Origin of the sequence: Bacillus sp. MUM 13, from assembly GCF_001866725.1 — a bacterium.
Classification (GTDB): domain Bacteria; phylum Bacillota; class Bacilli; order Bacillales; family DSM-1321; genus Peribacillus.
The window spans coordinates 57674-80115 of the sequence record NZ_MLYQ01000003.1 but is presented as its reverse complement, the minus strand read 5'-3'; the positions used below and the strand labels follow the sequence as shown (position 1 = coordinate 80115).

The 22442-nt window shown below is 39.4% G+C and carries 23 protein-coding genes and 1 tRNA gene; 16 read left to right on the top strand and 8 right to left on the bottom strand.

The window, feature by feature from the left end; translation table 11 throughout:
• Positions 1–331 precede the first annotated feature (331 nt).
• Both BIV59_RS01680 and BIV59_RS01675 read left to right on the top strand, forming a co-directional pair.
• Positions 332–679 carry a hypothetical protein gene (locus BIV59_RS01680; protein WP_071349699.1) on the top strand — a complete coding sequence of 116 codons (348 nt, stop codon included), beginning with the start codon at positions 332–334 and terminating at the stop codon, positions 677–679.
• 392 nt (positions 680–1071) lie between these two features.
• Entirely contained in the window at positions 1072–2601 is a 1530-nt protein-coding gene (locus BIV59_RS01675; RefSeq protein ID WP_071349698.1) for an NCS1 family nucleobase:cation symporter-1, read from the top strand.
• Between the two features lie 146 nt (positions 2602–2747).
• Here BIV59_RS01675 and BIV59_RS24180 read toward each other — a convergent pair whose 3' ends face one another.
• Positions 2748–3062 carry a CotD family spore coat protein gene (locus tag BIV59_RS24180; protein WP_083391991.1) on the bottom strand — a complete coding sequence of 105 codons (315 nt, stop codon included), beginning with the start codon at positions 3060–3062 and terminating at the stop codon, positions 2748–2750.
• Here BIV59_RS24180 and BIV59_RS23445 point away from each other — a divergent pair.
• Positions 2969–3217: a hypothetical protein gene (locus BIV59_RS23445; RefSeq protein WP_071349697.1), complete on the top strand. Its 249-nt coding sequence runs from the start codon at positions 2969–2971 to the stop codon at positions 3215–3217. The two genes, BIV59_RS24180 and BIV59_RS23445, sit on opposite strands and share 94 nt — an antisense overlap.
• A 234-nt stretch (positions 3218–3451) precedes the next feature.
• Positions 3452–3916, top strand: coding sequence for a DinB family protein (locus BIV59_RS01665; protein WP_071349696.1), 465 nt, complete (start codon positions 3452–3454; stop codon positions 3914–3916).
• A 70-nt stretch (positions 3917–3986) separates the two neighbouring features.
• Here BIV59_RS01665 and BIV59_RS01660 read toward each other — a convergent pair whose 3' ends face one another.
• A complete protein-coding gene (locus BIV59_RS01660) occupies positions 3987–4715 on the bottom strand; it encodes a hypothetical protein (RefSeq protein ID WP_071349695.1) in 729 nt (242 codons plus the stop codon).
• A 105-nt stretch (positions 4716–4820) separates the two neighbouring features.
• Here BIV59_RS01660 and BIV59_RS01655 point away from each other — a divergent pair, with 105 nt between their 5' ends.
• The 5 genes from BIV59_RS01655 to BIV59_RS01635 all read left to right on the top strand — a co-directional run bounded on the left by BIV59_RS01655 (position 4821) and on the right by BIV59_RS01635 (position 9130).
• Entirely contained in the window at positions 4821–5363 is a 543-nt protein-coding gene (locus BIV59_RS01655) for a GNAT family N-acetyltransferase (protein ID WP_071349694.1), read from the top strand.
• A 267-nt stretch (positions 5364–5630) separates the two neighbouring features.
• Positions 5631–6404 carry a DUF4931 domain-containing protein gene (locus BIV59_RS01650; protein WP_071349693.1) on the top strand — a complete coding sequence of 258 codons (774 nt, stop codon included), beginning with the start codon at positions 5631–5633 and terminating at the stop codon, positions 6402–6404.
• 26 nt (positions 6405–6430) lie between these two features.
• Positions 6431–6829 carry a YidH family protein gene (locus tag BIV59_RS01645; RefSeq protein ID WP_346417293.1) on the top strand — a complete coding sequence of 133 codons (399 nt, stop codon included), beginning with the start codon at positions 6431–6433 and terminating at the stop codon, positions 6827–6829.
• Between the two features lie 105 nt (positions 6830–6934).
• A complete protein-coding gene (locus BIV59_RS01640) occupies positions 6935–7948 on the top strand; it encodes a S66 family peptidase (protein WP_071349691.1) in 1014 nt (337 codons plus the stop codon).
• Between the two features lie 198 nt (positions 7949–8146).
• Positions 8147–9130, top strand: coding sequence for a Gfo/Idh/MocA family protein (locus BIV59_RS01635; protein ID WP_071349690.1), 984 nt, complete (start codon positions 8147–8149; stop codon positions 9128–9130).
• Positions 9131–9263: 133 nt separating this feature from the next.
• Here BIV59_RS01635 and BIV59_RS23440 read toward each other — a convergent pair.
• Positions 9264–9350, bottom strand: a tRNA-OTHER gene (locus BIV59_RS23440).
• Positions 9351–9469: 119 nt separating this feature from the next.
• Here BIV59_RS23440 and BIV59_RS01630 point away from each other — a divergent pair.
• Positions 9470–10600, top strand: coding sequence for an NERD domain-containing protein (locus tag BIV59_RS01630; protein ID WP_071349689.1), 1131 nt, complete (start codon positions 9470–9472; stop codon positions 10598–10600).
• Between the two features lie 31 nt (positions 10601–10631).
• Here the strand turns inward: BIV59_RS01630 and BIV59_RS01625 are convergent, their stop codons facing one another.
• From BIV59_RS01625 to BIV59_RS01610, 4 genes are all read right to left on the bottom strand, one after another.
• Positions 10632–11027 carry a 5-carboxymethyl-2-hydroxymuconate Delta-isomerase gene (locus BIV59_RS01625; RefSeq protein ID WP_071349688.1) on the bottom strand — a complete coding sequence of 132 codons (396 nt, stop codon included), beginning with the start codon at positions 11025–11027 and terminating at the stop codon, positions 10632–10634.
• A gap of 12 nt (positions 11028–11039) precedes the next feature.
• A complete protein-coding gene (locus tag BIV59_RS01620; RefSeq protein ID WP_071349687.1) occupies positions 11040–11798 on the bottom strand; it encodes a fumarylacetoacetate hydrolase family protein in 759 nt (252 codons plus the stop codon).
• A complete protein-coding gene (locus tag BIV59_RS01615; RefSeq protein ID WP_481747405.1) occupies positions 11795–12589 on the bottom strand; it encodes a fumarylacetoacetate hydrolase family protein in 795 nt (264 codons plus the stop codon). Before BIV59_RS01615 ends, BIV59_RS01620 begins: the two co-directional genes overlap by 4 nt.
• Before the next feature lie 427 nt (positions 12590–13016).
• Positions 13017–13964 carry a LysR family transcriptional regulator gene (locus BIV59_RS01610; protein WP_071349686.1) on the bottom strand — a complete coding sequence of 316 codons (948 nt, stop codon included), beginning with the start codon at positions 13962–13964 and terminating at the stop codon, positions 13017–13019.
• Between the two features lie 148 nt (positions 13965–14112).
• Here BIV59_RS01610 and hpaI point away from each other — a divergent pair, with 148 nt between their 5' ends.
• The 5 genes from hpaI to BIV59_RS01585 all read left to right on the top strand — a co-directional run bounded on the left by hpaI (position 14113) and on the right by BIV59_RS01585 (position 19823).
• Positions 14113–15036 carry a 2,4-dihydroxyhept-2-ene-1,7-dioic acid aldolase gene (hpaI, locus tag BIV59_RS01605; protein WP_071349685.1) on the top strand — a complete coding sequence of 308 codons (924 nt, stop codon included), beginning with the start codon at positions 14113–14115 and terminating at the stop codon, positions 15034–15036.
• Between the two features lie 138 nt (positions 15037–15174).
• Positions 15175–16692 carry a 5-carboxymethyl-2-hydroxymuconate semialdehyde dehydrogenase gene (hpaE, locus tag BIV59_RS01600; RefSeq protein WP_071349684.1) on the top strand — a complete coding sequence of 506 codons (1518 nt, stop codon included), beginning with the start codon at positions 15175–15177 and terminating at the stop codon, positions 16690–16692.
• Positions 16693–16704: 12 nt separating this feature from the next.
• Positions 16705–18174, top strand: coding sequence for a 4-hydroxyphenylacetate 3-monooxygenase, oxygenase component (hpaB, locus tag BIV59_RS01595; RefSeq protein ID WP_071349683.1), 1470 nt, complete (start codon positions 16705–16707; stop codon positions 18172–18174).
• 14 nt (positions 18175–18188) lie between these two features.
• Positions 18189–19172 (top strand): 3,4-dihydroxyphenylacetate 2,3-dioxygenase, encoded by a 984-nt coding sequence (hpaD, locus tag BIV59_RS01590; protein ID WP_071349682.1) that lies wholly within the window; start codon positions 18189–18191, stop codon positions 19170–19172.
• Between the two features lie 153 nt (positions 19173–19325).
• Positions 19326–19823 carry a GNAT family N-acetyltransferase gene (locus BIV59_RS01585; RefSeq protein ID WP_071349681.1) on the top strand — a complete coding sequence of 166 codons (498 nt, stop codon included), beginning with the start codon at positions 19326–19328 and terminating at the stop codon, positions 19821–19823.
• An 18-nt stretch (positions 19824–19841) separates the two neighbouring features.
• On the opposite strand, the gene BIV59_RS01580 is transcribed toward BIV59_RS01585, so the two are convergent.
• On the bottom strand, positions 19842–20891 hold the full coding sequence (locus BIV59_RS01580; RefSeq protein ID WP_071349680.1) for a YheC/YheD family endospore coat-associated protein: 1050 nt from the start codon (positions 20889–20891) through the stop codon (positions 19842–19844).
• A gap of 164 nt (positions 20892–21055) precedes the next feature.
• Here BIV59_RS01580 and BIV59_RS01575 point away from each other — a divergent pair, with 164 nt between their 5' ends.
• A complete protein-coding gene (locus BIV59_RS01575; RefSeq protein ID WP_071349679.1) occupies positions 21056–22285 on the top strand; it encodes an ATP-grasp domain-containing protein in 1230 nt (409 codons plus the stop codon).
• The last annotated feature ends 157 nt before the right edge of the window (positions 22286–22442 follow it).

Genomic DNA, 22442 nt, shown 5'->3' with positions numbered 1-22442 from the left:
ATGCTTTTTAGATAATTAAATAGGTAAATAGGCAGAAAGCTGGTCTGGTTTACTCCATTATGGGGGTTCTGTTGATTGGAGCATTTTTTTAGGCTGTTTTCGTAAACCTTTTTTGTTGTGGAACAAGCTGGTTAATTTCCGCTTCAGGACGCTCCAATCAACCTGACTTAACAATGAGATCACCTCACAGAACACATAAAAGAACAATCTTTAAGAAAAAGCCCTTTTAATAATCCTCCATGACAGCAGCTCTCGATTTTGTTTTTGAATGCCGGGAATGCAGACTGCATATTATGGTACAAAGCACAAGATGGAGGAAGGGAGATATGGCTTGAAAAGTAAACGAAATGTTTCGGTGCTTCTATTTATAGTCTTAATTATGGCCCCTGCCTTTTATTTAGAGAATTCCTCTTCTCAAGAATTGAAGTCAAATCCGTTATTGATTGGCCAGGGAAGCGGTGAAGCTGCTAAAACGGCTGCGGCTGTCCCTGCAGAAAAACATTTGAAAAAGAACTATATCATGGAATTGGATGAAAGGCTGGTAAACACAAGCCAAGAAGCCGGCTACAGGGTAGAAACTTACCGGGAATATGAAATATATAAAAATCAGCAAGGGGAGGTTAAAGAAATCGTACCTACTGCACATTATGAGTATATCCGATATAAAATTTATAAGTAAAGCTGGCTGAAAAGCCAGTTTTTTTTTGCTGATATTCCAGTATTATTATCCGGCATGCATTTAAGTTCTTCCTTGTCTCGCAGCAAGAGGGCTTCCTGCCTTAACAAGCTTTTAGAACAAATCGAAAAATAGTCCTTATAATATAGCAGAAGCGAACTTGCAACATTTATACTGAAAACGATCTTGCTATATACATAGTATCCAAATAAAAGTCTGAATCTTTTTACAATTTGTTTAATGAATGTTTTTCCTTATTCTTTATAATTAAACTAATTTAAGCATCCTGTATACGAAATTATTGAAGAAATCGTTTTCTTTGATTGCCAGGAAAGGAGGGTATAATCTTTAGCGGAAATTTCAGATTCTAATTTTGAATTAGAGGAGGCGAAGCCATGAAAACACAAATTGAGCATAACGGCATTGTTACTTTGACAAGTGAAGCTGCGAATGAACTCCAGGGGAGCAGCTTATGGAATGATGACTTGAGGCCTACCACTGCTAAGGAACATTCCTGGAAAGGAATAAACTTTGCTACGTTATGGATAGGAATGTGTTTATGCATTCCAGCCTATACGATGGCCAGCGGCATGATAACGCTGGGAATGAACTGGTGGCAGGCCATTGGCACTATTTTCCTCGGCAATGTTATCGTTCTTATACCCATATTGCTTAATTCTCACGCAGGTACAAAGTTCGGAATTCCATACCCTGTATTTGCAAGGCTTTGGTTTGGAGATAAAGGGGCACACATCCCTGCACTGGCACGGGCCATTGTAGCTGCAGGCTGGTTTGGCATCAATACTTGGATAGGCACCGGTGCCATTGATACATTGCTTTCTGCATCATTCCCTGCATGGGCAAATCTTTCAGGCCATACCGCCATTGTGTTTGCTCTTTTCTGGGCTTTGAATGTTGGAGTTGCCTATAAAGGCCCTCAAACCATGAAACTTTTAGGAACCATTGCAGCGCCTGTTGTGGGAATATCAGCTATCATCCTTTTAATCTGGGCTTTTACTCACGCAGGAGGCTGGGGCCCCATTCTTGATAAACCTTCAAAGTTCACAACAGCTTCCTCGTTCTTTAAAGTTTTTTTCCCTGCATTGACCGGTGTAATTGCATTTTGGGCAACACTGGCACTTAACATCCCGGATTTCTGCAGGTATGCGCGAAGCCAAAAATCACAAATGATAGCCCAAACGGTATCCCTTCCCTTAACAATGACCATTTTTTCATTCATAGGAATTGCAGTCACTTCCGCTACTATCGTTGTATTCGGTCAGGCAATATGGGATCCTGTCTCCTTGATTGCCAAGTTTCCTCCCTTCGTGATTTTACTGGGAACCATTGTTATTGTGCTGTCTTCTTTAACCATTAATGTAGGCGCGAATGTGGTGGCTCCTGCCCGCGCCATAGAAAACTTGTATCCTAAACGAATAACATTTGGCATCGGAGCCCTTATTACAGGATTGTTTGCCATTTTGCTGCAGCCCTGGTATATCATGTCGAATTTCGGCAATTATATTTTTGGATGGCTTGGTACCTATGGCGCCCTGCTTGGCCCGATAGATGGCATTGCAATCGCGGACTACTGGCTTGTCCGGAAAAGGAAGATGGCGCTGACTGAACTATATCAGAAAAATGGCAGATATAATTACCAGTCAGGCTATAATAAAAATGGCATATATGCTCTCTTAATCGGAGTAGCGATTCCTGTTCTTGGATTGTTGATACCTGGCCTCAGGTTTTTATGGGATAATGCATGGACTTTCGGACTCTTCATATCCATTTTTGCATATACCCTTTTAATGAGAGGAGACCAAAGTATTCTTCGAGCAGAAGAATATGATAATATGACAATTTACAAAAGAGGGATAGAGGCAGGCAGCAGTACTGAACAAAATGATTCTGTTATCAGCAAATAAATGAAGTGAATAAAAAGGGGGTACGGAATGTTACCATTTCGTACCCCCTTTTTCGGCAATCTGAAGCATTCTAATAAAGGTGCTTTTATTCATTCATATAAAGAGAGACTTGTAATTTTTATCCTTATCAGGAGCTGGATTTTTGTCTACCAGTGCCAATTCGGCCCGGGATGACAGCATGGTATATGTCTTGGTCCGCAGATAATATGCTCATGGCAGCAAACATTCATACAGGATTCGGTATGCGGGAAATAATGCTGATGCATAAAAACCTGCTTGTTTACTGTAGTAGTATGACTTGGGTGAATATGCGGCACAATATGCGGATATATATTTGTATTTACATAGTTTTGAGCGGGATCATAAATTGGCGGATCCTCTTGGGCAGGGGCTATATGCGGCGGGCAATACACCGGCCCACATTGAGCATGATGCTGGTGACATTGATCGTGATAATACATGGGAACAACACCCTTTCTTTATCGTTTGGGTTTTACTTACAAAAACAGCATATGTGGCTGACTGTACGTCTGCTCTGATAAAAATGCCTAATTGTGTGTGCAGAAAGCCATTAATTTTTCTTCCTATGGGTTTCCCGCAAGTAGCGGAATTATAATTTTTACGTTAATTTTCTATTAAAATCGTTCCTATAATACGAATAATTCAAATTGGTATAAACCATAATAAACTTAACAAAAACTTGCAGGATAATACTAAGAGAACATGGAACATAAATAGTAGAGTGGAATTTTGGCTGCCTGAACTAAAGGTTTATGTCTCCAATCCGTCGAGTGAAAGTTAAAAAACGCAAAAAAGGGCTCATATGCCTAATAAGAGGAGTGTCACATAAATGTTTTCAAAATCAGATCTTTTAAAAGTTTTGGAAGGAAACAGGAGGCTGACGGTCCGTACCATAGAATGCTTTCCTGAAAAAGATTTATTTCATTTTTCAGCGACAGAAGGAATGCGTCCTTTTTCAGAGATGATCATCGAAATTTTGGGTATTGAACAAGCATATGTGCGAGGTATCGCTTTAGACAAATGGGAGTGGGAACCAGGCAGCCTTAAAACTTCTGCAAAAGAAGAACTTTTATCTGCATGCCATAAAATCAGAAGTGAAACGCTCAAGCTTTGGGAGGAGATCACAGAAGAGCGGCTTTCCACTGTAGAAAAAGATCCCTTTTTTGAAGCTCCGCCAACAAGCCATTTAAGCCGGATGCTATACAGTCTTGAAAATGAAATCCACCATCGCGGGCAAGGATTTGTTTATCTAAGATGTCTTGGCATTGAACCTCCAGCTTTTTATGAACGCTAAAAATGGATATATAAAAGCACAGCGAATAGCCCGCTGTGTTTTTATATGCTCAAATCATGCAAGTTAAAAGCTAAAGAGTTCGTTTCCATTTCCCAATGATTTCTTTTAACTGGCGCATATTCTGTTGTAACTGCCTGAAGCGATGCCCATTGGCCCCTGAAGGATGCGGGAAACCATACATATAAAAATGATTGGGCAATTTTTTCTTATTCGCCAAGTCTGTAATCACAGCTTCAGCCGCTTTTCCAAGAGGTATAACCAGAAGCTGATGTTTCAGCGTTTCTAATTCGTTTGGAAAGCAGTTAAAGGCATATGCTGATAACACGGAGGAACTGGAAATCTTCGGGATATGCCCTGTATAATTTTTATTCCGGTAAAATGCAGGGTGCTTAATTACTGATGTGGTGTGGAGAAGGCTTCTATTTTCATGAAACAGGGAAGATGACGCATCTAATTCCACTGCTTCGGGAATACCGCAGTCATCGAGCATGGTGATTAAATTTCGTCTCATTGAACCAGAAAAACTAGCAGCCATTTTTACCTCTTGAAAAATCTGCATGTCTTCCATTCCTTCAGAAACCCTCAATTTAGCTTCCTGAAAGGCTGTTTTCATTTGTGTCCAGCCAGGTGTTATGCCAACAATTGCAATTTTGGCTTCTATATTGATAAATTCATTATGGGGGGAATAGTAGATTTCCAGGTCCCGATCCTTATGGAGAAGAAATTGCTCAGTAAGCAAGTCTTCTTTTGTGAATGTTTTATCAGATGGCAGAGCATCAATTTTTGATAGAAAGTTCATACCGCCTATCCCCCTAATAGTCAAGAAAAGCTATAAATAAGTTATACCACTGAAATAGGGGACATATACCTTAACGCCCAAATATCTATTTAAGGAGAAATGATAATGAAAAAACCCTTTCCTGTTTTAGAAACAGATCGCCTGATATTACGGCAGGTAATAGATAGTGATAAGAACGATATGTTTGAATATTTGTCTGATCCCCGGGTGATGCAATATTACGGAATGGAGCCATTCACTGAGAGTAAAAGCATTCAATCAGAAATAGATTGGTATTCTTCTATTTTTAGTGAAAAATCAGGAGTGAGATGGGGGATTTGTTTAAAAGATGATGGAAAGATGATTGGCAGCTGCGGATTTCATAACCGTGAGAGTAAACACTTCCGTGCAGAAATTGGCTATGAGCTGCATCATGACTATTGGGGAAAAGGAATTGCAAAGGAAGCACTAACCGCTATACTTTTATATGGTTTCACTGAACTGAAACTAATGAGAATACAGGCATTCATTGAGCCCGCAAATGATTCTTCCCGCAGTTTGGTAAAAAAACTTGGTTTTAAAGAAGAAGGTTTATTGCGGAAATATGAATATACGGTCGGAAAATTTGATGATTTATACATATATTCACTTTTAAAAGGTGAAATGTAAAAGAATGAAATAATGTGTAGTGAAGATTTCTCCCTTTTTCAGAGGAGTATTAATAAATGCAGTTACCTGTTCCTGCTGCATACTTTTTTTAATATCTGCGGTATAGAAGGTCAGGCAACCTGTATATATAGCTGTAAACAGATACAGATTACGGGATTACGGGTGTAAATGTATTTTTAATGAATCAAAGAAACGGAAAAATTTCTGGTCATAGAATATAATAAGAAGATCGAGAGATGCAAAATGAATATTAAAAGAGGGATATATATGGACCATGAAACTACTTTATCTTTTGAAATGCAAATTGGCAGGCAAAAGCCCAGCACAATAAGAAATAAACAAACATCTTGCCCATTTTGTAATACATCTGATTTGGAAAATATTATTGACAGAGAAGGTGACATTATCCTTCTAGAAAATAAGTTTCCAACTCTGAAGAACACTTTCCAGACTGTGCTCATTGAAACGAACCAGTGCGATGGGGAGTTTTCGGATTATCCTAGAGAACATTTACATAAATTAATGAGATTTGCTTTCAGGAAGTGGGAGGATTTCGAGCAATCCGGCAATTATAAATCTGTCCTATTGTTCAAGAACCAGGGACCTTATTCCGGCGGTACCATAAGCCATCCGCATATGCAGATTGTCGGCTTAAAGCATGTTGACTATAAAGAAAATATTTCAAATAAAAATTTTGAAGGTACAGCCATCTTGAAAACTGAGGATGTTGAATTTAATATTTCCACTAATCCTATTATGGGTTTTTACGAATTTAATGTTTCTATTCAGGATATAAAACATGTTGAAAAAATGGCAGATTGTCTGCAAAAAGGCGTTCACTATTTAAAAAATCACTTTCGCTCTAAAATAGAGAGCTATAATTTATTTTTTTACAAGATAAATGGTTCGTATAAGGGTAAAATTGTGCCCCGTCATGTTGCATCGCCTTACTTTGTCGGTTATAAAATCCCTCAGGTTTCGGATGATATTGAACTAATCGCCAACCAGGTTACGGAAATATATTTTCAGGGTGAAATTTAATCCATTAAACTTATTAAGGAAGTGTTATCATTAAAACTGATGTTAATATAAAAAACAACGGGAAAGAAACTATAGATTCGAAATACATACAGCAGCATTTAGCAAACGAGCGGACTTATCTTGCTTGGGTCAGAACGAGCATTACAATTATCGGTGTTGGCTTTCTAATTACGAATTTGCATTTTTCCACGCTTTCAAAACTGTTAATGGGAGACGTTTTTGCTGCCATAATCGGAATAGGCTCAATTACAGCGGGAATAGCTGTATTAATTCTCTCGAGCTTCAGCTATTTTAGAAAAGGGAAAGACATTAATCAGCAGACCTTCCGTTTTTCCAATAAACTTATCATTTTTCTTTCAATTTCATTGTTAATCATTTTTCTTTTATTTTGCGCCTATTATCTGGTTGCGTGGGGACTGCTGTAATTACATGATTTACCTGATGTGACAGAGTAATTAAGCAAAGGAGGCGCACCGCCCCCATATTGGGGGAAAATCAGCCCCTTGTTCAATAGCAAAGGAGGAGAGTTAGTGATAACCTATCCAACATTGAAAAATAAAGGAGTTATTGGGATTACTGCTCCTTCATCAGGCATCAGCCAGGATTTGCACAAAATGTTTCAGCAATCAGTGAGACGGCTAGAGGAACAAGGATATAATGTTATATGCGGAGATACGGTTTGGACACAGGAAAAGGCAAAATCTGCATCTGCATTAAAACGCGCTTCTGAATTTAACAGCATGATGATGGACAATGGCATTGATATGATTTTTCCTCCCTGGGGCGGGGAGCTTCTGATTGAGATTTTGGAACATGTCAATTTTGATCAAATGAAGAAAAAATGGATTCTCGGCTATTCGGACACTAGCGCCTTGCTTTTAGCAACCACCTTGTCAACAGGTATTGCGACTGCTCATGGTACGAATTCTGCCGACCTAAGGGGACAAATTTGGGACGATACTACAGCAATGTGGGAGAAAGTGTTAGCTCTGGCACCAGGTGAAAGTATCACACAGTTTTCCTCGGAAAAGTATCAGAAAGCATGGCAGCATGAAAATCCTACAAAATGTGTATTTCACCTGGAAGAAGAAACTCTTTGGAAAACAACTCCAAATAAAAAAGCTGAAGCGGAGGGGCGCTTGCTGGGAGGATGCATAGATATTATCAGGCATCTGGTTGGAACTCCCTTTGGAAATGTCGCAAATTTCAGGAAGAAATACACTAATACTGAACCCTTGCTGTGGTATTTCGAAAATTGTTCATTATCTGCAACAGATCTCAGAAGATCTTTGGTACAAATGAAGCTTGCAGGATGGTTCAACGATTGTTCAGCTATTTTATTCGGAAGAAGCGCTGCAAATGCTTCAGTCGATAATTACACAGCCAAAGATGTCTATTATGACCTTTCAAGAGAGCTAGACATTCCAATTGTATATGATATAGATTGCGGGCATATGCCGCCTCAATTGACCTTTATTAATGGTGCCTATGCGAGAATTGAATCAGAAAGCGGTAAAGGAAAACTTGTTCAGCATTTTATTTAAACATCCTTTTTACTGGCTGAGTAGAAATGTTTACTATTTATTCTCAATATATGGACAGTGGACCATTCTATTTAATAGAATAATAGATGAGGAAAATGAAAGATAACCGGAAATATAAAAACTGAGAATAAGAGGCAGGAACAAAAAGTTCCTGTCTCTTATTTCAGGGAACATCATACTTAAAAGAGGGGGAGTAACATGATACGCTTTGGGATTGTGGGTACCAATTGGATCACAGACAAATTTTTAGATGCAGCTAAAAGCGCTGAAGACTTTATCCTCACAGCAGTTTATTCAAGAACTCAGGAACGGGCTGATGAGTTTGCCCGAAAATACGGAGCAGAACACACATTTACGGATCTTGCAGCCATGGCGAAAAGCGATGTAATAGATGCTGTATACATTGCGACTCCAAATTCACTTCATGCAGATCAAGCCACGCTATTTATGCGTAATAAAAAGCATGTCTTGTGTGAAAAACCCATTGCTTCTAATGCATTAGAATTACAGAATATGATTGAAACAGCAAAAAAATATGATGTCCTTTTAATGGAAGCCATGAAGTTTAGTTTTCTTCCAAACTTTCAGGCACTAAAAAAAAATTTACATCGAGTTGGCAAGGTAAGAAGGTATTTTGCGAATTATTGCCAGTACTCTTCCCGGTACGATTCTTATAAAGAAGGAATCGTATTAAATGCATTTGACCCTGCCTTTTCAAATGGGGCGTTAATGGACATAGGAATTTACTGCATTTATCCAATGGTTGCTCTATTTGGCCGCCCAATGCAAGTCATAGCAAATGGCCTGCTTCTTGAAACAGGTGTAGATGGCGAGGGAAGTGCCATGTTCAAATACAATGAAATGGATGCAGTCATCATGTATTCAAAAATTACAGATTCTTCTTTGCCTTCAGAAATTCATGGAGAAGAAGGCACCATAATCATTGACAGAATATCTACACAGGATAAAATTGAATTCCATTCCAGAAGCAATCTTAAAGTAGATATTTCTGCAGAACAAAATAAGCATACGATGTATTATGAGATTCAGGAATTTATTAATCTCATTAAAAATGGAAAGCATGAATCTGATAAAAACACCTTTGAAAATTCTTTGATTACAATGGAAATTTTAGATGAAATCAGAAAACAAATTGGTGTCATTTATCCGAGTGACAAGTAAATTAGCGGGAAAATAGATGAGCTTTTTATGACACTTTTTTTGCTTTTATGTTTGAGTTAGTACGATCGGCGGAGGGCTGGCATGAAAGAGCCTTTAAGAACGATTTCAGCAGGGAATTTCATCAGAAGAAATAAGGACCTGGCGGGATTTGAACCCGCAAGATGCACGGCAGTTATATCAGGATAAGTGCGGGCTGCTCTTCCATTTGAGCTACAAGTCCATATTGATAGCTTGCTCAATGCAACTGAAATATATTCACGAATAGAATGTTCGAAAAGGATTTTTCTTCTTTAATTAAATGAAAATGAAAGTAAATTTGATGATTTTGGAGCGGGGAGTATGGCATCAACAATACCTGAAAAAATACAGCATATCGCTTCACCAGGTGACCGGAAGTTTTTTCATACATTAAAAGATGTTTTGCCGGATGATTATACCATATACTACAAAGCAGAAATTGGGGATAGACTTTTTGACTTTTTAATTATTGGCCCTCACTTAGGAATACTGGTTCTATCTACAACCGGTATTACAAATAAATCCCTTCTATCAGTGGGGGATGATCAATGGCATTATCTGGACGCATCAGGACAAAAAAAAATTATGGAAAATCCGATGACACAGGCAAGAAGCCAGATGGATGAAATAGTAAGTTTGTTGAGCAAGGATAATAACTTGCTTCATCTTGAAGGTAAGTACCGCTTTCAGCTGAAAATCCCATATGGCTGCGGTGTTGTTTTTACCAAAATGAATGAGCATGATTTTATGGCAGCCGGACTTTATTCACTGATGGATCCTTATTTGTGCTTTATGAGTGAAGAACTTGATAAAGATGAAGCCGGATTCTCCATAGACAAGTTCACGGATAAATTGTTTGATATGATTACAGTGTCTTTTCGTCTGTCAAAACCGCTGAAGAAGGAAGAAATCGGGGCAATTTCATACCATTTATTTCCTGAATTGAAGGAGTATGTGCAGGGAAATGATTCGCCTGATGAAACTCTTTTTCTATCCCCGCACACTATTAAAAACCCGCTATCAAAACAGAAGAAAAGCAGGAAAAAGGAAAGCGTGCCTTTTGACATCTGTGAATATACAAAAAATTTATCCAAAAATTATCCTCATTGGAATATCCTTATCTTGGCTTTTAATAGAAAAACTGCTCAAAACCTGCAGCAGCAAATGAATATTATCCTAAATGAACCTGAAGATTTATTTGATTTTGATTTCACCACCCAGAATATTGAGAGTCCTAAAAATCATCAGAACATTAAAGTCCGGCATTTTCATTCTTGGATGAAATCCGAGTTGAAGGCCAATGAAGCAATAGTGTTCAGCTCAAAAGAAATTTTGCTTCAGTTTAAAAAAAATTTTCCAGAATATGATGCTATTTTTATTAAAGAAAGCCAGCTATTTAAAGCAGAACAAATTGAATTCATTAAAATGCTTGCAGGAATTACTCAAGTGTAATAAAAAAGGAAAAAAACTGAACCCGTAACGCTCAGTTTTTTTCCTTCTTAAAACGTTCATGAATGTTGTTATATTTCATAGTTCCTGCTTCACCGAATTCGTAAAGTTCAAGAGACAGGGCGAGGTAGCGTTTTTCCATTAAAGAGGAAAAATGTTTTTTCATAATTTCAAACATATCCGCACAAACCGCCTTTTTATCTTCCTCGGACCGTCCTGATCCTATTTTACATACAGCATGCACAAAAGCATAGTCTTCCTCGCCATCTGCAATAAGATATTCTTTTAGTTCAATGGCCCTCAGGCGGATACCCCCAACAGGGAAGATGGATGCTCTAGCTATCAATGACTTACTGATTTTCTCAAGCAGGAAGGGGATATTCGCTTCTTGTTTGATGTTATCTGTGTATTCAATAATAATATGCGGCATTCGCTCCTCCTATTAACGTTCGGCTATTTCCTTTTCCTTTACAATCGTGTTTAACAGTTTTCCAATTCCCTCAATTTCACAAATGACTTCATCTCCGGCTTTAGTATCGACAGATCCTTTTGGTGTTCCTGTCAGTATCAGATCGCCGCAATTTAATGTCATAAAACTGCTTAGATATTCAATTAATGCCGGTATTCCGAAAATCATATCCTTTGTGGAACCTTCTTGTGTAACGGAGCCGTTTACATAAGTCCGCAGCGTGAGGTTCTCAGGGTCTTCGATATCCATGGCATCTACGATCCAGGGACCAAGGGGTGTGCAGGTATCACGATTTTTCACAATCAGGTTTGGTCTGTAGTAATTTTCAAGATAGTCACGAACGGCATAATCGTTCGCAATAGTATAGCCTGACACATAATTGTAAGCATCACGGGCTTTAATATTCTTTCCCTGCCTGCCAATGACGGCTGCAAGTTCACATTCATAATGCATAAAGCTGACATTGTCCGGGCGAATGGTAATTCCCCGGTTCCCGATAAAGGTATTAGGGCCTTTAAGAAAAATAAGCGGTTCTGAAGGAGGTTTAAAATCCAGCTCCATGGCATGATCCGCATAATTCAGTCCCAAAGCAAAAACAGTGTTCGGCACGATTGGCGGGAGCCATACCACATCCTGCTCAGAAACAAGGCTGCCGTCCGGCAAAACTAGATAGCCATCTTTATATATAGCTTCATGAATTTGTCCTTTATAGGCAACACGCGCTCTTTTCATTGTGACCCCTCCTTTTGAAGAGAGTCATCCGGCTGCAGCATGTTTTCAATAAACCCAATTTTCTCGATGGAAATTTTTACTATGTCGCCTCTTTTTGCGATAGGAGGATATGCAGGAACACCGGCAAGCAAAACATCACCCTGATACAGTGTCATGAAATTTGTAACATCGGCTAATAGCTGTGAAATGGGACGGACTAATTCACTTGTGTGATTTTGCTGCTTGAGTTCACCATTTAAGTAAACGGAAATGAGAAGGCTGTCAGGATCTTCAATGTATTCCCTGTCAATGACCCAGGGGCCGGCAGGGCAAAAACCATCCTGTATTTTCTCTTTAATGGCGGGTCTATAAAAGCTTTGATGGGGGATGCTGACATCGTTCACAATTGTGTATCCTGATATATATTCATAGGCTGTTTCACGTGATATTTTATAAGCTGTTTTTCCAATAACAATTCCAAGAGCGGCCCCCATGGAAAGCCCATCCTCACCATCTGGAAAAGGTATCGGCGAATTACAGGCTATCAGGGTATTGGCAGGCTTAATATATAGCACGGGAGCTCTTGGAGGTATGCCGTAAGGAGGAGCGGAGGTGTTTATCGAATTCAGGTCTTCATGGTAGTTGAACATGGTTCCATATACAGTGCCTGTTATCGGCACGTCTAACGCTGTTTGTTTTATAGAAAGAGATTTACCATTTAAGAATATTGTGCCGGATTTGGGATCGGCTTTAACCTTTTGCCGCTGTTTCATCCCTGAGAATTTCACTTCTGCACATTTCAAAGAATTCACATCCTTTTCGAAAAGACTTTTCTACATTGAATACGGATAAAAAGCCCGCTTTGAATTGAAAGTTGAATGGGTTTCGGAAAAGTTTTTTTCTTTGGCTGTTTTCGTAAACTTTGTTGCTATGAAACAAGGGGTTGATTTCCGCTCCAGGATGCTTCGCTCCAATCAACCTGCTATTACAATGGAATTGCCTCGAGAACTATTTAAGTAACAAAGTTCTTTAAGAAAAGAGCCTTTTCTTTTTAATATAATGCAATACCGTTTAACATTCAAACTTTTCTAAAAACTCTTTATCTGTGTTGACTGGCAGCAGTAGATTGCAAGAAACTTTTCAATTTGCTCTTTCTAAAAGATTGTTGTTTTTTAATGAGTTCTGTGAGGCGGTTCCATGTTTAATCAGGTTGATTAAAGTAAGCATGTGGAGCGCAAATCAGCCATCTTGTTCCAAAGCAGCAAGGTTTACGGAACAGCCTCTGCTCTTGGTATCCCCGAATGGATTATTTTCGAAAGACTGAATAAGATGCCAGGCGCTCTTTGAAAGATAGCGATTTTCAAGCCAGATTACAGCAGATTCTGATATAAGAGGTGTATCTTTTATCTTCATAATGTAAAGATTCTCCATTTTTATGGACTGTAAAGCGGATTGCGGGACTATAGTTGCTCCGACTCCGCTTGCAACTAAGGATAAGATCATGAAAGGGTCGGGACATTCACAGATAATATTCGGATGTAGCCCTTTTTTTATGAATTCATTCAGTACCAATTCATACTGGCCTGTGCCATTTATTCTATGCAGCAATAGGAGGGGAAAGGCAGAAATTTGTTTTAATGTAATGGATTCTTCGGTTGGGGCCCGAGTCTTCCATTCTTGCGGAAGAACGAATATATAAGGCTCCTTTGGCAGATGTATCATTGAGAATCCTTCGCCGGCTATCGGGAGCCGGACGACAGCGAGTTCAATTTCTCTTTCTTTTAAAAGCTCGCCGATTTGATAGGTATCTCCCTCTCTCAGCTGAAAGCTTACTTGAGGATAATTTTCCCGGAAGGAACGGATACGGGAAGCAAGGTGGGAAAAGCAAGATTTATTGGCGCCGATGGTTAGGACTCCTTTGAAGCCCTTGGACATTTCCTTTACCTCTAGAATGGTATCGGAAGCCTGTGAAAGCAAATGTTTGGCTCGCTTGTAAAGGAGTTTGCCAATAGAAGTTAATTCCATTTTCCTTCCATTACGTTCGAATAATTTTACATCAAATTCTTCTTCAAGATGCTTGAGCTGCTGGCTGAGGGGCGGCTGGGCCATATGAAGTTTATTGGCAGCGCGTGTGATTTGGCCTTCTTCCACAATGGTACAAAAATAGAATAGCTGTTTCATGTCCATTAAATCACTGCCTTTATATATTTTTTTCATATGCAATGCCAATGATTTTAATATTTTTTATATAGAATAGCACATGGTACATTATTTATGAAAGGGTTTTCACGAAAGTTTTAAAATACATCAATCCTAAAATACTGGAGTGATCTTCTTGTCGAAATTTGATGAAGTCAAGGCCATTCTCAGGGGATCGATTGCCCCTGTTGTAACTCCTTTTTATGAAGATGAAACGATTGATTATGATTCTTTTAAGCACTTAATCAACTGGCATATTAACAGCGGGACACATGGCATTTCTGTAACTGGAACTACCGGAGAGCCCAGCTCGCTGACTGCAGAGGAACGTGTTAAGGTCATGGAAACGGCGGCTGGAGAAATTAAGGGGAGAGTTCCTTTTGTTCCTGGAACAGGTTCAGTAAACCACAATGAAACTCTTTATCTTACAAAAAGGGCACAGGAAATAGGTGCCGATGCAGCCCTTATTATTGTTCCGTATTATAATAGGCCTTCACAGCATGCATTATATAAACATTTTAAAACCGTTGCCGATTCTGTGGATATTCCAATCATTATTTATAACATACCCGGCCGGACAGGAGTCAACTTGCACATTGATACACTGGCAAGAATAAACGAAGACTGCACAAATGTGATAGGAATTAAAGAGTCCAATAAAGACTTCGAGCATGTAAACCGTGTCTTGGCAAAATGCGGCAGGGATTTTCTTTTGTACTCCGGTATAGAACTGCTTTGCTATCCTATGCTTGCAATTGGAGGAGCTGGCCATATCAGTGCAACTGCCAATATCCTTCCAGACAAGGTAGCTGAAATTTATAATGCATGGACCAGAAAGGACTTAGACCTTGCCCTGGACCTTCACTATGAGCTAATGGAGCTGAATGATGTTTTATTTAAGGATACCAATCCTGCGCCATTAAAAACAGCACTTGGCATGATGGGGAAAATTAAGCCCGTATTAAGAAAGCCGATGGATATTCCGGAAGTTTCTCTTCAGGCTGAAATCCGCCAGGTGCTGAGAAAGTATGTAAAGCTGCCAGACAGCGTGAAGCAATAAAGCTTCAGAATAAGAGATTGTCCAAGACTACATGGAAGTAAACTTGCCTGAGAAGACTCGTTCCTTCATGCCTTCTCAGGACAGCTTATTCAAACTTCACTATGTCAGTTCTAAAAAACTGGGGAGAGGGGTGAACGTATGCCAGCCAAACTTACAGATCAAAAAATCGAAAGCATCATATCAAGTATCGAAAATATAGAACTTTATATTAATGGAGAATTCATCCCATCATATTCCAATTCTTCCTTCATTAATATCAATCCTTTCACAAACCAGAGAATTAACAGCGTAGCGGAAGGCCGCGAAGAGGATATCAAAAAAGCCGCAGCTGCAGCGAAGGAAGCCTACAAAAATGGCCCTTGGGGCAAAATGAAAGTTTCTGAGCGTATGAAGTATTTGTATAGAATTGCAGATATTATAGATCAGGAAATAGAAAAAATTGCAGTTTTAGAAGCTTTGGACACCGGGCTTCCAGTATCCCAGACAAAAAAACAGACTGCCCGGTCTGCTGAAAATTTCAGGTTTTATGCAAGGATGGCTGAGACCAGGCTTCATGGAGAAGCCTATCAGGCTGACGGTGAGTTCATTAATTATACAATTTATAATCCTGTAGGGGTTGTAGGGCTGATAACTCCATGGAATGCTCCATTCATGCTTGAAACTTGGAAGGTTGCTCCTGCACTTGCAGCCGGCAATACGGTGATATTAAAGCCGGCTGAGCTGTCGCCGCTAAGCGCGCATATATTGGCACAGGTCATTGATAAAGCCGGACTCCCAAGAGGTGTATTCAATGTAGTTCATGGATTTGGTGAAAGGGCCGGAGCCTCACTTGTAGGAAATCCCGATGTGAACGCCATTTCATTTACAGGGGAAACGTCTACAGGCACAGTAATTCTTAAAAATGCAGCAGATACACTGAAGAGGACATCTATGGAGCTTGGCGGAAAGTCACCCCTGATCATATTTGAGGACTGCGATTTTGACCGTGCACTGGACGCTGCAGTATGGGGCATATTTTCTTTTAACGGTGAGAGATGCACCGCAAACTCACGGGTTTTTGTCCATAAAAAAATCAAAGAACGTTTCGTTGAAGCATTGAAAAAAAGAGTTTCAAACATTAAAATTGGCGATCCGATGGATACTGTGACAGAGCTTGGCCCGCTGATAAATAAAGAGCATGCCAGCAAAGTAAACTCCTATATTGAATTAGCAAAAAAAGAAGGCTGTGAAGTTTTTCAAGGCACTGTTTCTCCTGAAGCAAAGGCAGGGAACTTTGTTCCCCCGACTGTTTTGCTTCATGCAAGAAATGAAATGAAGGTTTGCCAGGAAGAAATCTTCGGGCCTGTGATGGCTGTCATTGAATTTGAAGATGAACATGAAGTAATTGCTGCAGCAAATGATGTGAAATATGGGCTCGCAGGATATGTATGGACCAATGATATCAAACGGGGCCATAGAGTTGCACAGGCAGTGGATGCAGGGATGATTTGGATTAATGCTCAAAATGTGCGCGACCTCCGCATCCCATTTGGAGGGACCAAATCAAGCGGAATCGGCAGGGAGGGAGGTCATTATGCCCTGCTTGAATTTTACTCAGAGCCAAAGGTTATTCATGTAGCTATCAATGACCATCATATCCCCCAATTTGGAAAATAAGGAGGAGAAATTATGCCAGCCAAGACGGGGAAAGAATATTTGGACCGGCTGAAGAAAGCAAATAACAATATTTATCTCCACGGCAAAAGAGTGGATGATGTTACAGGCTATCCTGGACTTAAAGGCGTTGTGAAATCAATGGCGAAGCTATATGACCTGCAGTATGAAAAGCCTGAAATAATGCTCTTCAATTCACCCACCTCAGGAGAAAAAATAGGGATCACATTCATGCAGCCCAAAACCATTGATGAAATCATCCAGCGGCGCCAGGCCATTCAGGAATGGGCGATCACATCATGCGGGCTGATGGGGCGCTCGCCGGATTATCTAAATGCTGAAGTAATGGCAATGGGGGCATCCAGCAGTTTTTTTGCCGAGGGAGACCCTATGTTTGCTGAAAATGCAAAATTGTACTATGAATATGCACGGGAAAATGATATAAGTTTGACACACACGCTGATCCATCCCCAGGTGAACAGGTCTAAAGCGCAGCATGAACAAGAAGATGCAAATGTGGCTCTGTGCCTGACTGAGAAAAGAAGCGATGGGATCATTGTAAACGGGATCCGTCTTTTGGCAACACAGGGGGGAATAACAGATGAAATTCTCGTGTTTCCTTCGACCGTAAAAAAAGCTGGAGAAAAAGATGATGCTTATTCTCTTGCATTTGCCATTCCCAATAATACTGCTGGACTTAAATTTATCTCAAGGGAGTCATTTGACTGCGGTAAAAATGAATGGGATCATCCATTATCATCTCGTTTTGAAGAAGGAGATGCAATCGTTTCTTTTGAGAATGTATTCGTTCCGTGGGACCGTGTTTTTGTCTGCGGAAATTCATCCATCTGCAACCGTACTTTCAGGGAAACGAATGCAGTGGTCCATATGTCTCATCAGGTAGTTTCAAAAAACATCATCAAAACAGAGTTTTTGCTTGGTGTTGCCCTGTCGATCATGGATGCGATTGGAATTGATCAGTTTCAGCACGTTAAGGAAAAAGGAACTGAAATTATGCTGACGCTTGAAGCAATGAAATCACACTTATACCGGGCTGAACATAATGCCAAACTTGATAAATGGGGGACAATGACACCAGAATACGCAGCCCTTGACGCTGCAAGAAATTGGTATCCCAAAATGTACCCGCGCCTGGCCGAAATCATACGTATACTTGGTGCATCTGGATTGATGGGCATCCCGACCAAGGAAGATTTTGATTCAGAGGAAATAGGTCCCCTCATTCAAAGGGGATTACAAGGCAAGAGTCTTGATGGTTATGAAAAGGTGCAATTATTCCGGCTGGCCTGGGATTTGACGCTAAGTTCCTTTGGGAGCAGGCAAACGCATTATGAATACTATTTCTTTGGAGATCCAATAAGAATGGGAATGACTTATTTTGATAACTATGAAAAAGACTATGTTAAGCAAAGAGTGCAAGATTTCCTTAAAAGCGCGACGAAACATGACATTTCAGCCATTTAAAAGGAGGCAGCCATATGGCTTTTAACATTCTTCGTGCCGCAAGGGCCATTCTACATGTAAAAGACTTACAAGCATCTCGTGAATTTTATGTAAAAGGTCTTGGCTTCATTGTAACTGAGGAAAATGATTCAGCCATATATCTAAGGGGGCTTGAAGAGCATTGCCATCATAGTCTGCTATTAAAAAAAGCAGAAAGAAGCTGTGCTGAAGTAATGAGCTATAAAATGCAGTGTAATGCTGATCTTGATAGGCTTGCGTCATTTTTTGAAAATAAGGGCATGAAAACATTGTGGCTCGAAAAAGGAACTCAGCATGCAATCGGACGTGCTTTAAGGGTTCAGGATATATCTGGCCTTCCTATTGAGTTTTTCTCGGAAATGGACCACACAGAAAGAATGCTTCAGCGGTATGATCTGTATCAGGGGGCCAAAGTGCAGAGAATTGACCATTTCAACTGTGCGGTAACTGACGTGGAAAAAGCTTGTGAATTTTATATGAAGGATCTGGGTTTCCGGTGTTCTGAGTACACGGTTACAGAAGAAGAAAATATATGGGCAGCATGGCTTTTCCGGAAACCGGGAGTGCATGATATTGCCTTTATGAATGGAAATGGCCCCCGTCTGCATCATGTTGCCTTCTGGCTAAGTGATCCTATGGCTCTCATTCAGGGCTGCGATGTGCTGGCATCGCTCGGATATAGTGAAAACATTGAACGAGGGCCTGGGCGGCATGGTCTTTCAAACGCATTTTTCCTGTATTTAAGAGACCCGGATGGACACCGGATTGAATTATATAATGGAGATTATTTGACCATTGATCCTGATTTTAAGCCTATACGATGGGATATCAATGATAAGAGGAGACAAACCTTTTGGGGGGCTGCTGCACCTGACTGCTGGTTTAATGAAGCATCGAACGTTATGGATGTTCATACCGGCGTACTGCTGGAAACTTCAAAGCCATCTCTTGAACAGCATAAGCCAACTTTCATTATTTAAAATTAGCAGGTATCCATTTATGGATGCCTGTTTTATTATCCCGCTATTATTATATTAAACCCCATATCCCTAAAAAAATTGAACTATCCATGTCAGTTAAAATGGGATAAAATATTTTACAAATAAAAACAATTGAGTAGTGGAGGTATTTTAGTGAATATCAGGCTTTTAAACCAATCTGATGCAGAAGAGTATAAAAAAATCAGGCTTGAAGCTCTAAAAGATAGCCCAGAGGCTTTTTCATCCAGTTATGAAGAAGAAAAGAGCAATTCTATTGAACATTATCAAAAAAGAATAGAATCCTATGAAGCCATGATTTTTGGAGCGTATGAAAACGGAGAGCTGACTGGAATTGTTTCATTGGTAAAAGAAAGCAAGATAAAGCTCAGGCATAGAGCAAATATTTATGGAATGTATGTATCAAAGGAAAAAAGAAATAGAGGCTTAGGCCGTGAGCTGATGAAAAAGACAATCAGCAAAGCAAAACAGCTGAAGGAAATAGAACAAATATACCTTTCAGTGACAAAAAAAAATGAGCCTGCTAAAAGGCTCTATGAATCTTTAGGGTTTGAAGTGTTTGGAATGGATAAAAATGCCTTGAAAATAGAAGAAGCCTATTTGGATGAAGACCATATGGTTCTATTTCTTTAAAAACAGAGCAGCCAAAGTTTATGGCTGCTCTGTTTTCCTTTCACTTTTCGACTTCGCTAGGTATTTCGCATATTGGATTGTATTCCTTGCAACATCCAGCTCACCATTGAAGATAACTGGGATTCCCGGCCTCCAGTTTACCTCGAATATCCAGAACTTCTGATTCTTATCGATCCCCACATCAATGCCAAATTCGTCAAACGATATATTATCATATAAAGCGGCAAAGTGCCTGGAGAATAGAACAGCAAACTTCTCTAGACTTCTCTTTATGTTATACCAGTAATCCTCAAATTCATTTTTTAAGAATTCATCAAGCAAACAGGAGTATCCTCCGCTGCTTATATTGGAGGTTACGCTGCCGAGAGGGCCTATTCTCGGATAAATGGAGGTTACGTTCCATTCCCCTTCACCATCCCTTTGAACGTGCAAGCGAAGGTCATATACATGCCCGGATTTAATTTTACAGGTAATAAAGGGCTGAATTAAATAATCTCTTTCTTCTATCCTTTCTTTGATTGCCGTCTGCAGCTGAGATTTACTGAAGTTAGATAAACTGCCTGCCTCATTAACTTTGTAACTATTTTCATCTTCTTTTTCAATGTAAAGAATTCCTCCTCCCTGGCGTCCAGTTACAGGCTTAAAGATAACCTGTGTATAAGTATCAACCACATCAAACACTGTTCGGGCATTATTCGCTTCTATGGTAGGTATCAGGTATTGAGAGAAGTTCTTTCCACTTTTAATCCGGTTAAAGACACTCACTTTATTCCCGATTGAATGGCTTGTAAAAGGAATTCTTTGGGCGAGATATTCATAGATTTCAGAAGCCTTTTCGCTAATGGGGGGACTTGCGTTATAAATAACTTCAGGATATGGAAATTCCTTTTCAATCCATTTCCCGTTTTCATAAGTTTTCCCTGTAATGGTTTCTGTAGAAATATTTACCTTACCAGGCGTAAAGTAAAAAAAATCTGCACCCTCAGCCTTTGCAACTGCATTATAGGCATAAGCTTTTATTACCTTCTCGGGATTTTCTCTATGATGAAGCATGCCAATTAAAATCATTGCATTTTCCCTCCGCTCTAAAAGACTTTACTCAGTAAAATATTAAGTGGGGCTTTTCCACATTCCCATTTCTTCTCAATTCGAGAACTTTTTTTGCAAAATCGTAATATTTTATTTTATAAGTCTGATTGAAAATCTGTAATGTAGGTGGGATTAAGCAAATAATGGACACAATTGTTTTTGTTGCTACAAGTAAATCAGGATCGAGCCGGGAAGCTATCAAAGCGGCAGACCGACTAGGATATTTCACAGTGCTATTAACAGATAGGATACAATTTATGGAGCAAAGAATGGAATTTCCTGATGTTCACCAAATGATCTTTGCGGATTTATCGAATGTCAGCTCTATAAAGGGAATAATAGCTGATTTAATCAAACAGGGAAAAGTCATTAAAAATATCTTTAGTTTTATGGATCCGCATGTTCATACGGCAGCGGCATTGGCTGAGGAATTCTGTACAAGTGTGGTCTCGTCTGATCCAATTCTTCAAATGGAGGACAAAGTACTCACACGCACCAAGCTTAGGAAACTTCCGGTATCACCATTCTTTTCTATTTATAGACCTGGAAATTCATTAAAAGATTTTATATCGGAACATAAATCCAAGCTGCCTTTAATCATTAAATCACCGGTATCCGCAGGCTCAAAGGATGTGTTAATGGCCAATAATAAAATTCAATTCAAGAAAGCTATGAAAAATCTTATCCGTAAATATGACAATAAACCAATATTGATCGAGGAGTTTTTAACCGGTCCGCAATTCCTGGTTGAAACCTTGGTTCATGATGGAAAAGTGCATATAGCGGCCGTGATAGAACAGGAAATCACCTTCCAAAAACGATTTATTGTAACTGGATATATTTTAGATCCCTTTTTAAATAATGAATTTTATGAAAATATTCAGAAAACCGTTTATTCCATTGTAGATGCATTCGGTATGAAAAATGGTGCCTGCCATATTGAAATGAGACTGGTAAATGGACAATGGAAGGTCATTGAAATTAATCCCCGTATTTCGGGAGGCGCTATGAACAGAATTATAGAGGTAGGATATGGCATAAACTTAGTTGAAGAAACCATTCAATCTTTTCTAGGAAATAAACCAAATCTTAAAAGAAATCATAAAAAATTTGTATATGTTCACTATTTGACCGTAAAAAATGAGGGCAAACTCATCAAAGTAACAGGAGCCAATGCAGCTGCTAAATTACCGGGGATAGAAGAGGTATTTATAAAACCCCGAAAAGGAAAGTATTTAAGAACCCCAATATCGATGGGAGACAGGTACGGGTATGTGATGGCATCTTCACATAGCAAAGAAGATGCAATGAGAATCGCACATAAGGCCGCAAGGGAAATTAAATTTCATCTTGAAAGCAGCCAGAATTCTTAAATCCAAAAGAAGGGAGAGAAGTAAAATGAATGAGGTTAAGTCATTAAAGAACGTGGTGCAGTATGCTGGATTGCCAAATGTAGCTGTTAATAAAAAATTAATAAGTAAACTGAGGAAACAACTGAATATAAGGTTTGGAAGACTCCATACTTTCACG

Bases quoted from the DNA above. Each gene is read 5' to 3' on its own strand.
- BIV59_RS01675 (WP_071349698.1), top strand. From the start codon at position 1,072: ATGAAAACACAAATTGAGCATAACGGCATTGTTACTTTGACAAGTGAA.
- BIV59_RS24180 (WP_083391991.1), bottom strand. From the start codon at position 3,062: ATGTATTATCACGATCAATGTCACCAGCATCATGCTCAATGTGGGCCG.
- BIV59_RS01665 (WP_071349696.1), top strand. From the start codon at position 3,452: ATGTTTTCAAAATCAGATCTTTTAAAAGTTTTGGAAGGAAACAGGAGG.
- BIV59_RS01660 (WP_071349695.1), bottom strand. From the start codon at position 4,715: ATGAACTTTCTATCAAAAATTGATGCTCTGCCATCTGATAAAACATTC.
- BIV59_RS01655 (WP_071349694.1), top strand. From the start codon at position 4,821: ATGAAAAAACCCTTTCCTGTTTTAGAAACAGATCGCCTGATATTACGG.
- BIV59_RS01650 (WP_071349693.1), top strand. From the start codon at position 5,631: ATGGACCATGAAACTACTTTATCTTTTGAAATGCAAATTGGCAGGCAA.
- BIV59_RS01635 (WP_071349690.1), top strand. From the start codon at position 8,147: ATGATACGCTTTGGGATTGTGGGTACCAATTGGATCACAGACAAATTT.
- BIV59_RS01630 (WP_071349689.1), top strand. From the start codon at position 9,470: ATGGCATCAACAATACCTGAAAAAATACAGCATATCGCTTCACCAGGT.
- BIV59_RS01625 (WP_071349688.1), bottom strand. From the start codon at position 11,027: ATGCCGCATATTATTATTGAATACACAGATAACATCAAACAAGAAGCG.
- BIV59_RS01620 (WP_071349687.1), bottom strand. From the start codon at position 11,798: ATGAAAAGAGCGCGTGTTGCCTATAAAGGACAAATTCATGAAGCTATA.
- BIV59_RS01610 (WP_071349686.1), bottom strand. From the start codon at position 13,964: ATGGACATGAAACAGCTATTCTATTTTTGTACCATTGTGGAAGAAGGC.
- hpaE (WP_071349684.1), top strand. From the start codon at position 15,175: ATGCCAGCCAAACTTACAGATCAAAAAATCGAAAGCATCATATCAAGT.
- hpaB (WP_071349683.1), top strand. From the start codon at position 16,705: ATGCCAGCCAAGACGGGGAAAGAATATTTGGACCGGCTGAAGAAAGCA.
- hpaD (WP_071349682.1), top strand. From the start codon at position 18,189: ATGGCTTTTAACATTCTTCGTGCCGCAAGGGCCATTCTACATGTAAAA.
- BIV59_RS01580 (WP_071349680.1), bottom strand. From the start codon at position 20,891: ATGATTTTAATTGGCATGCTTCATCATAGAGAAAATCCCGAGAAGGTA.
- BIV59_RS01575 (WP_071349679.1), top strand. From the start codon at position 21,056: ATGGACACAATTGTTTTTGTTGCTACAAGTAAATCAGGATCGAGCCGG.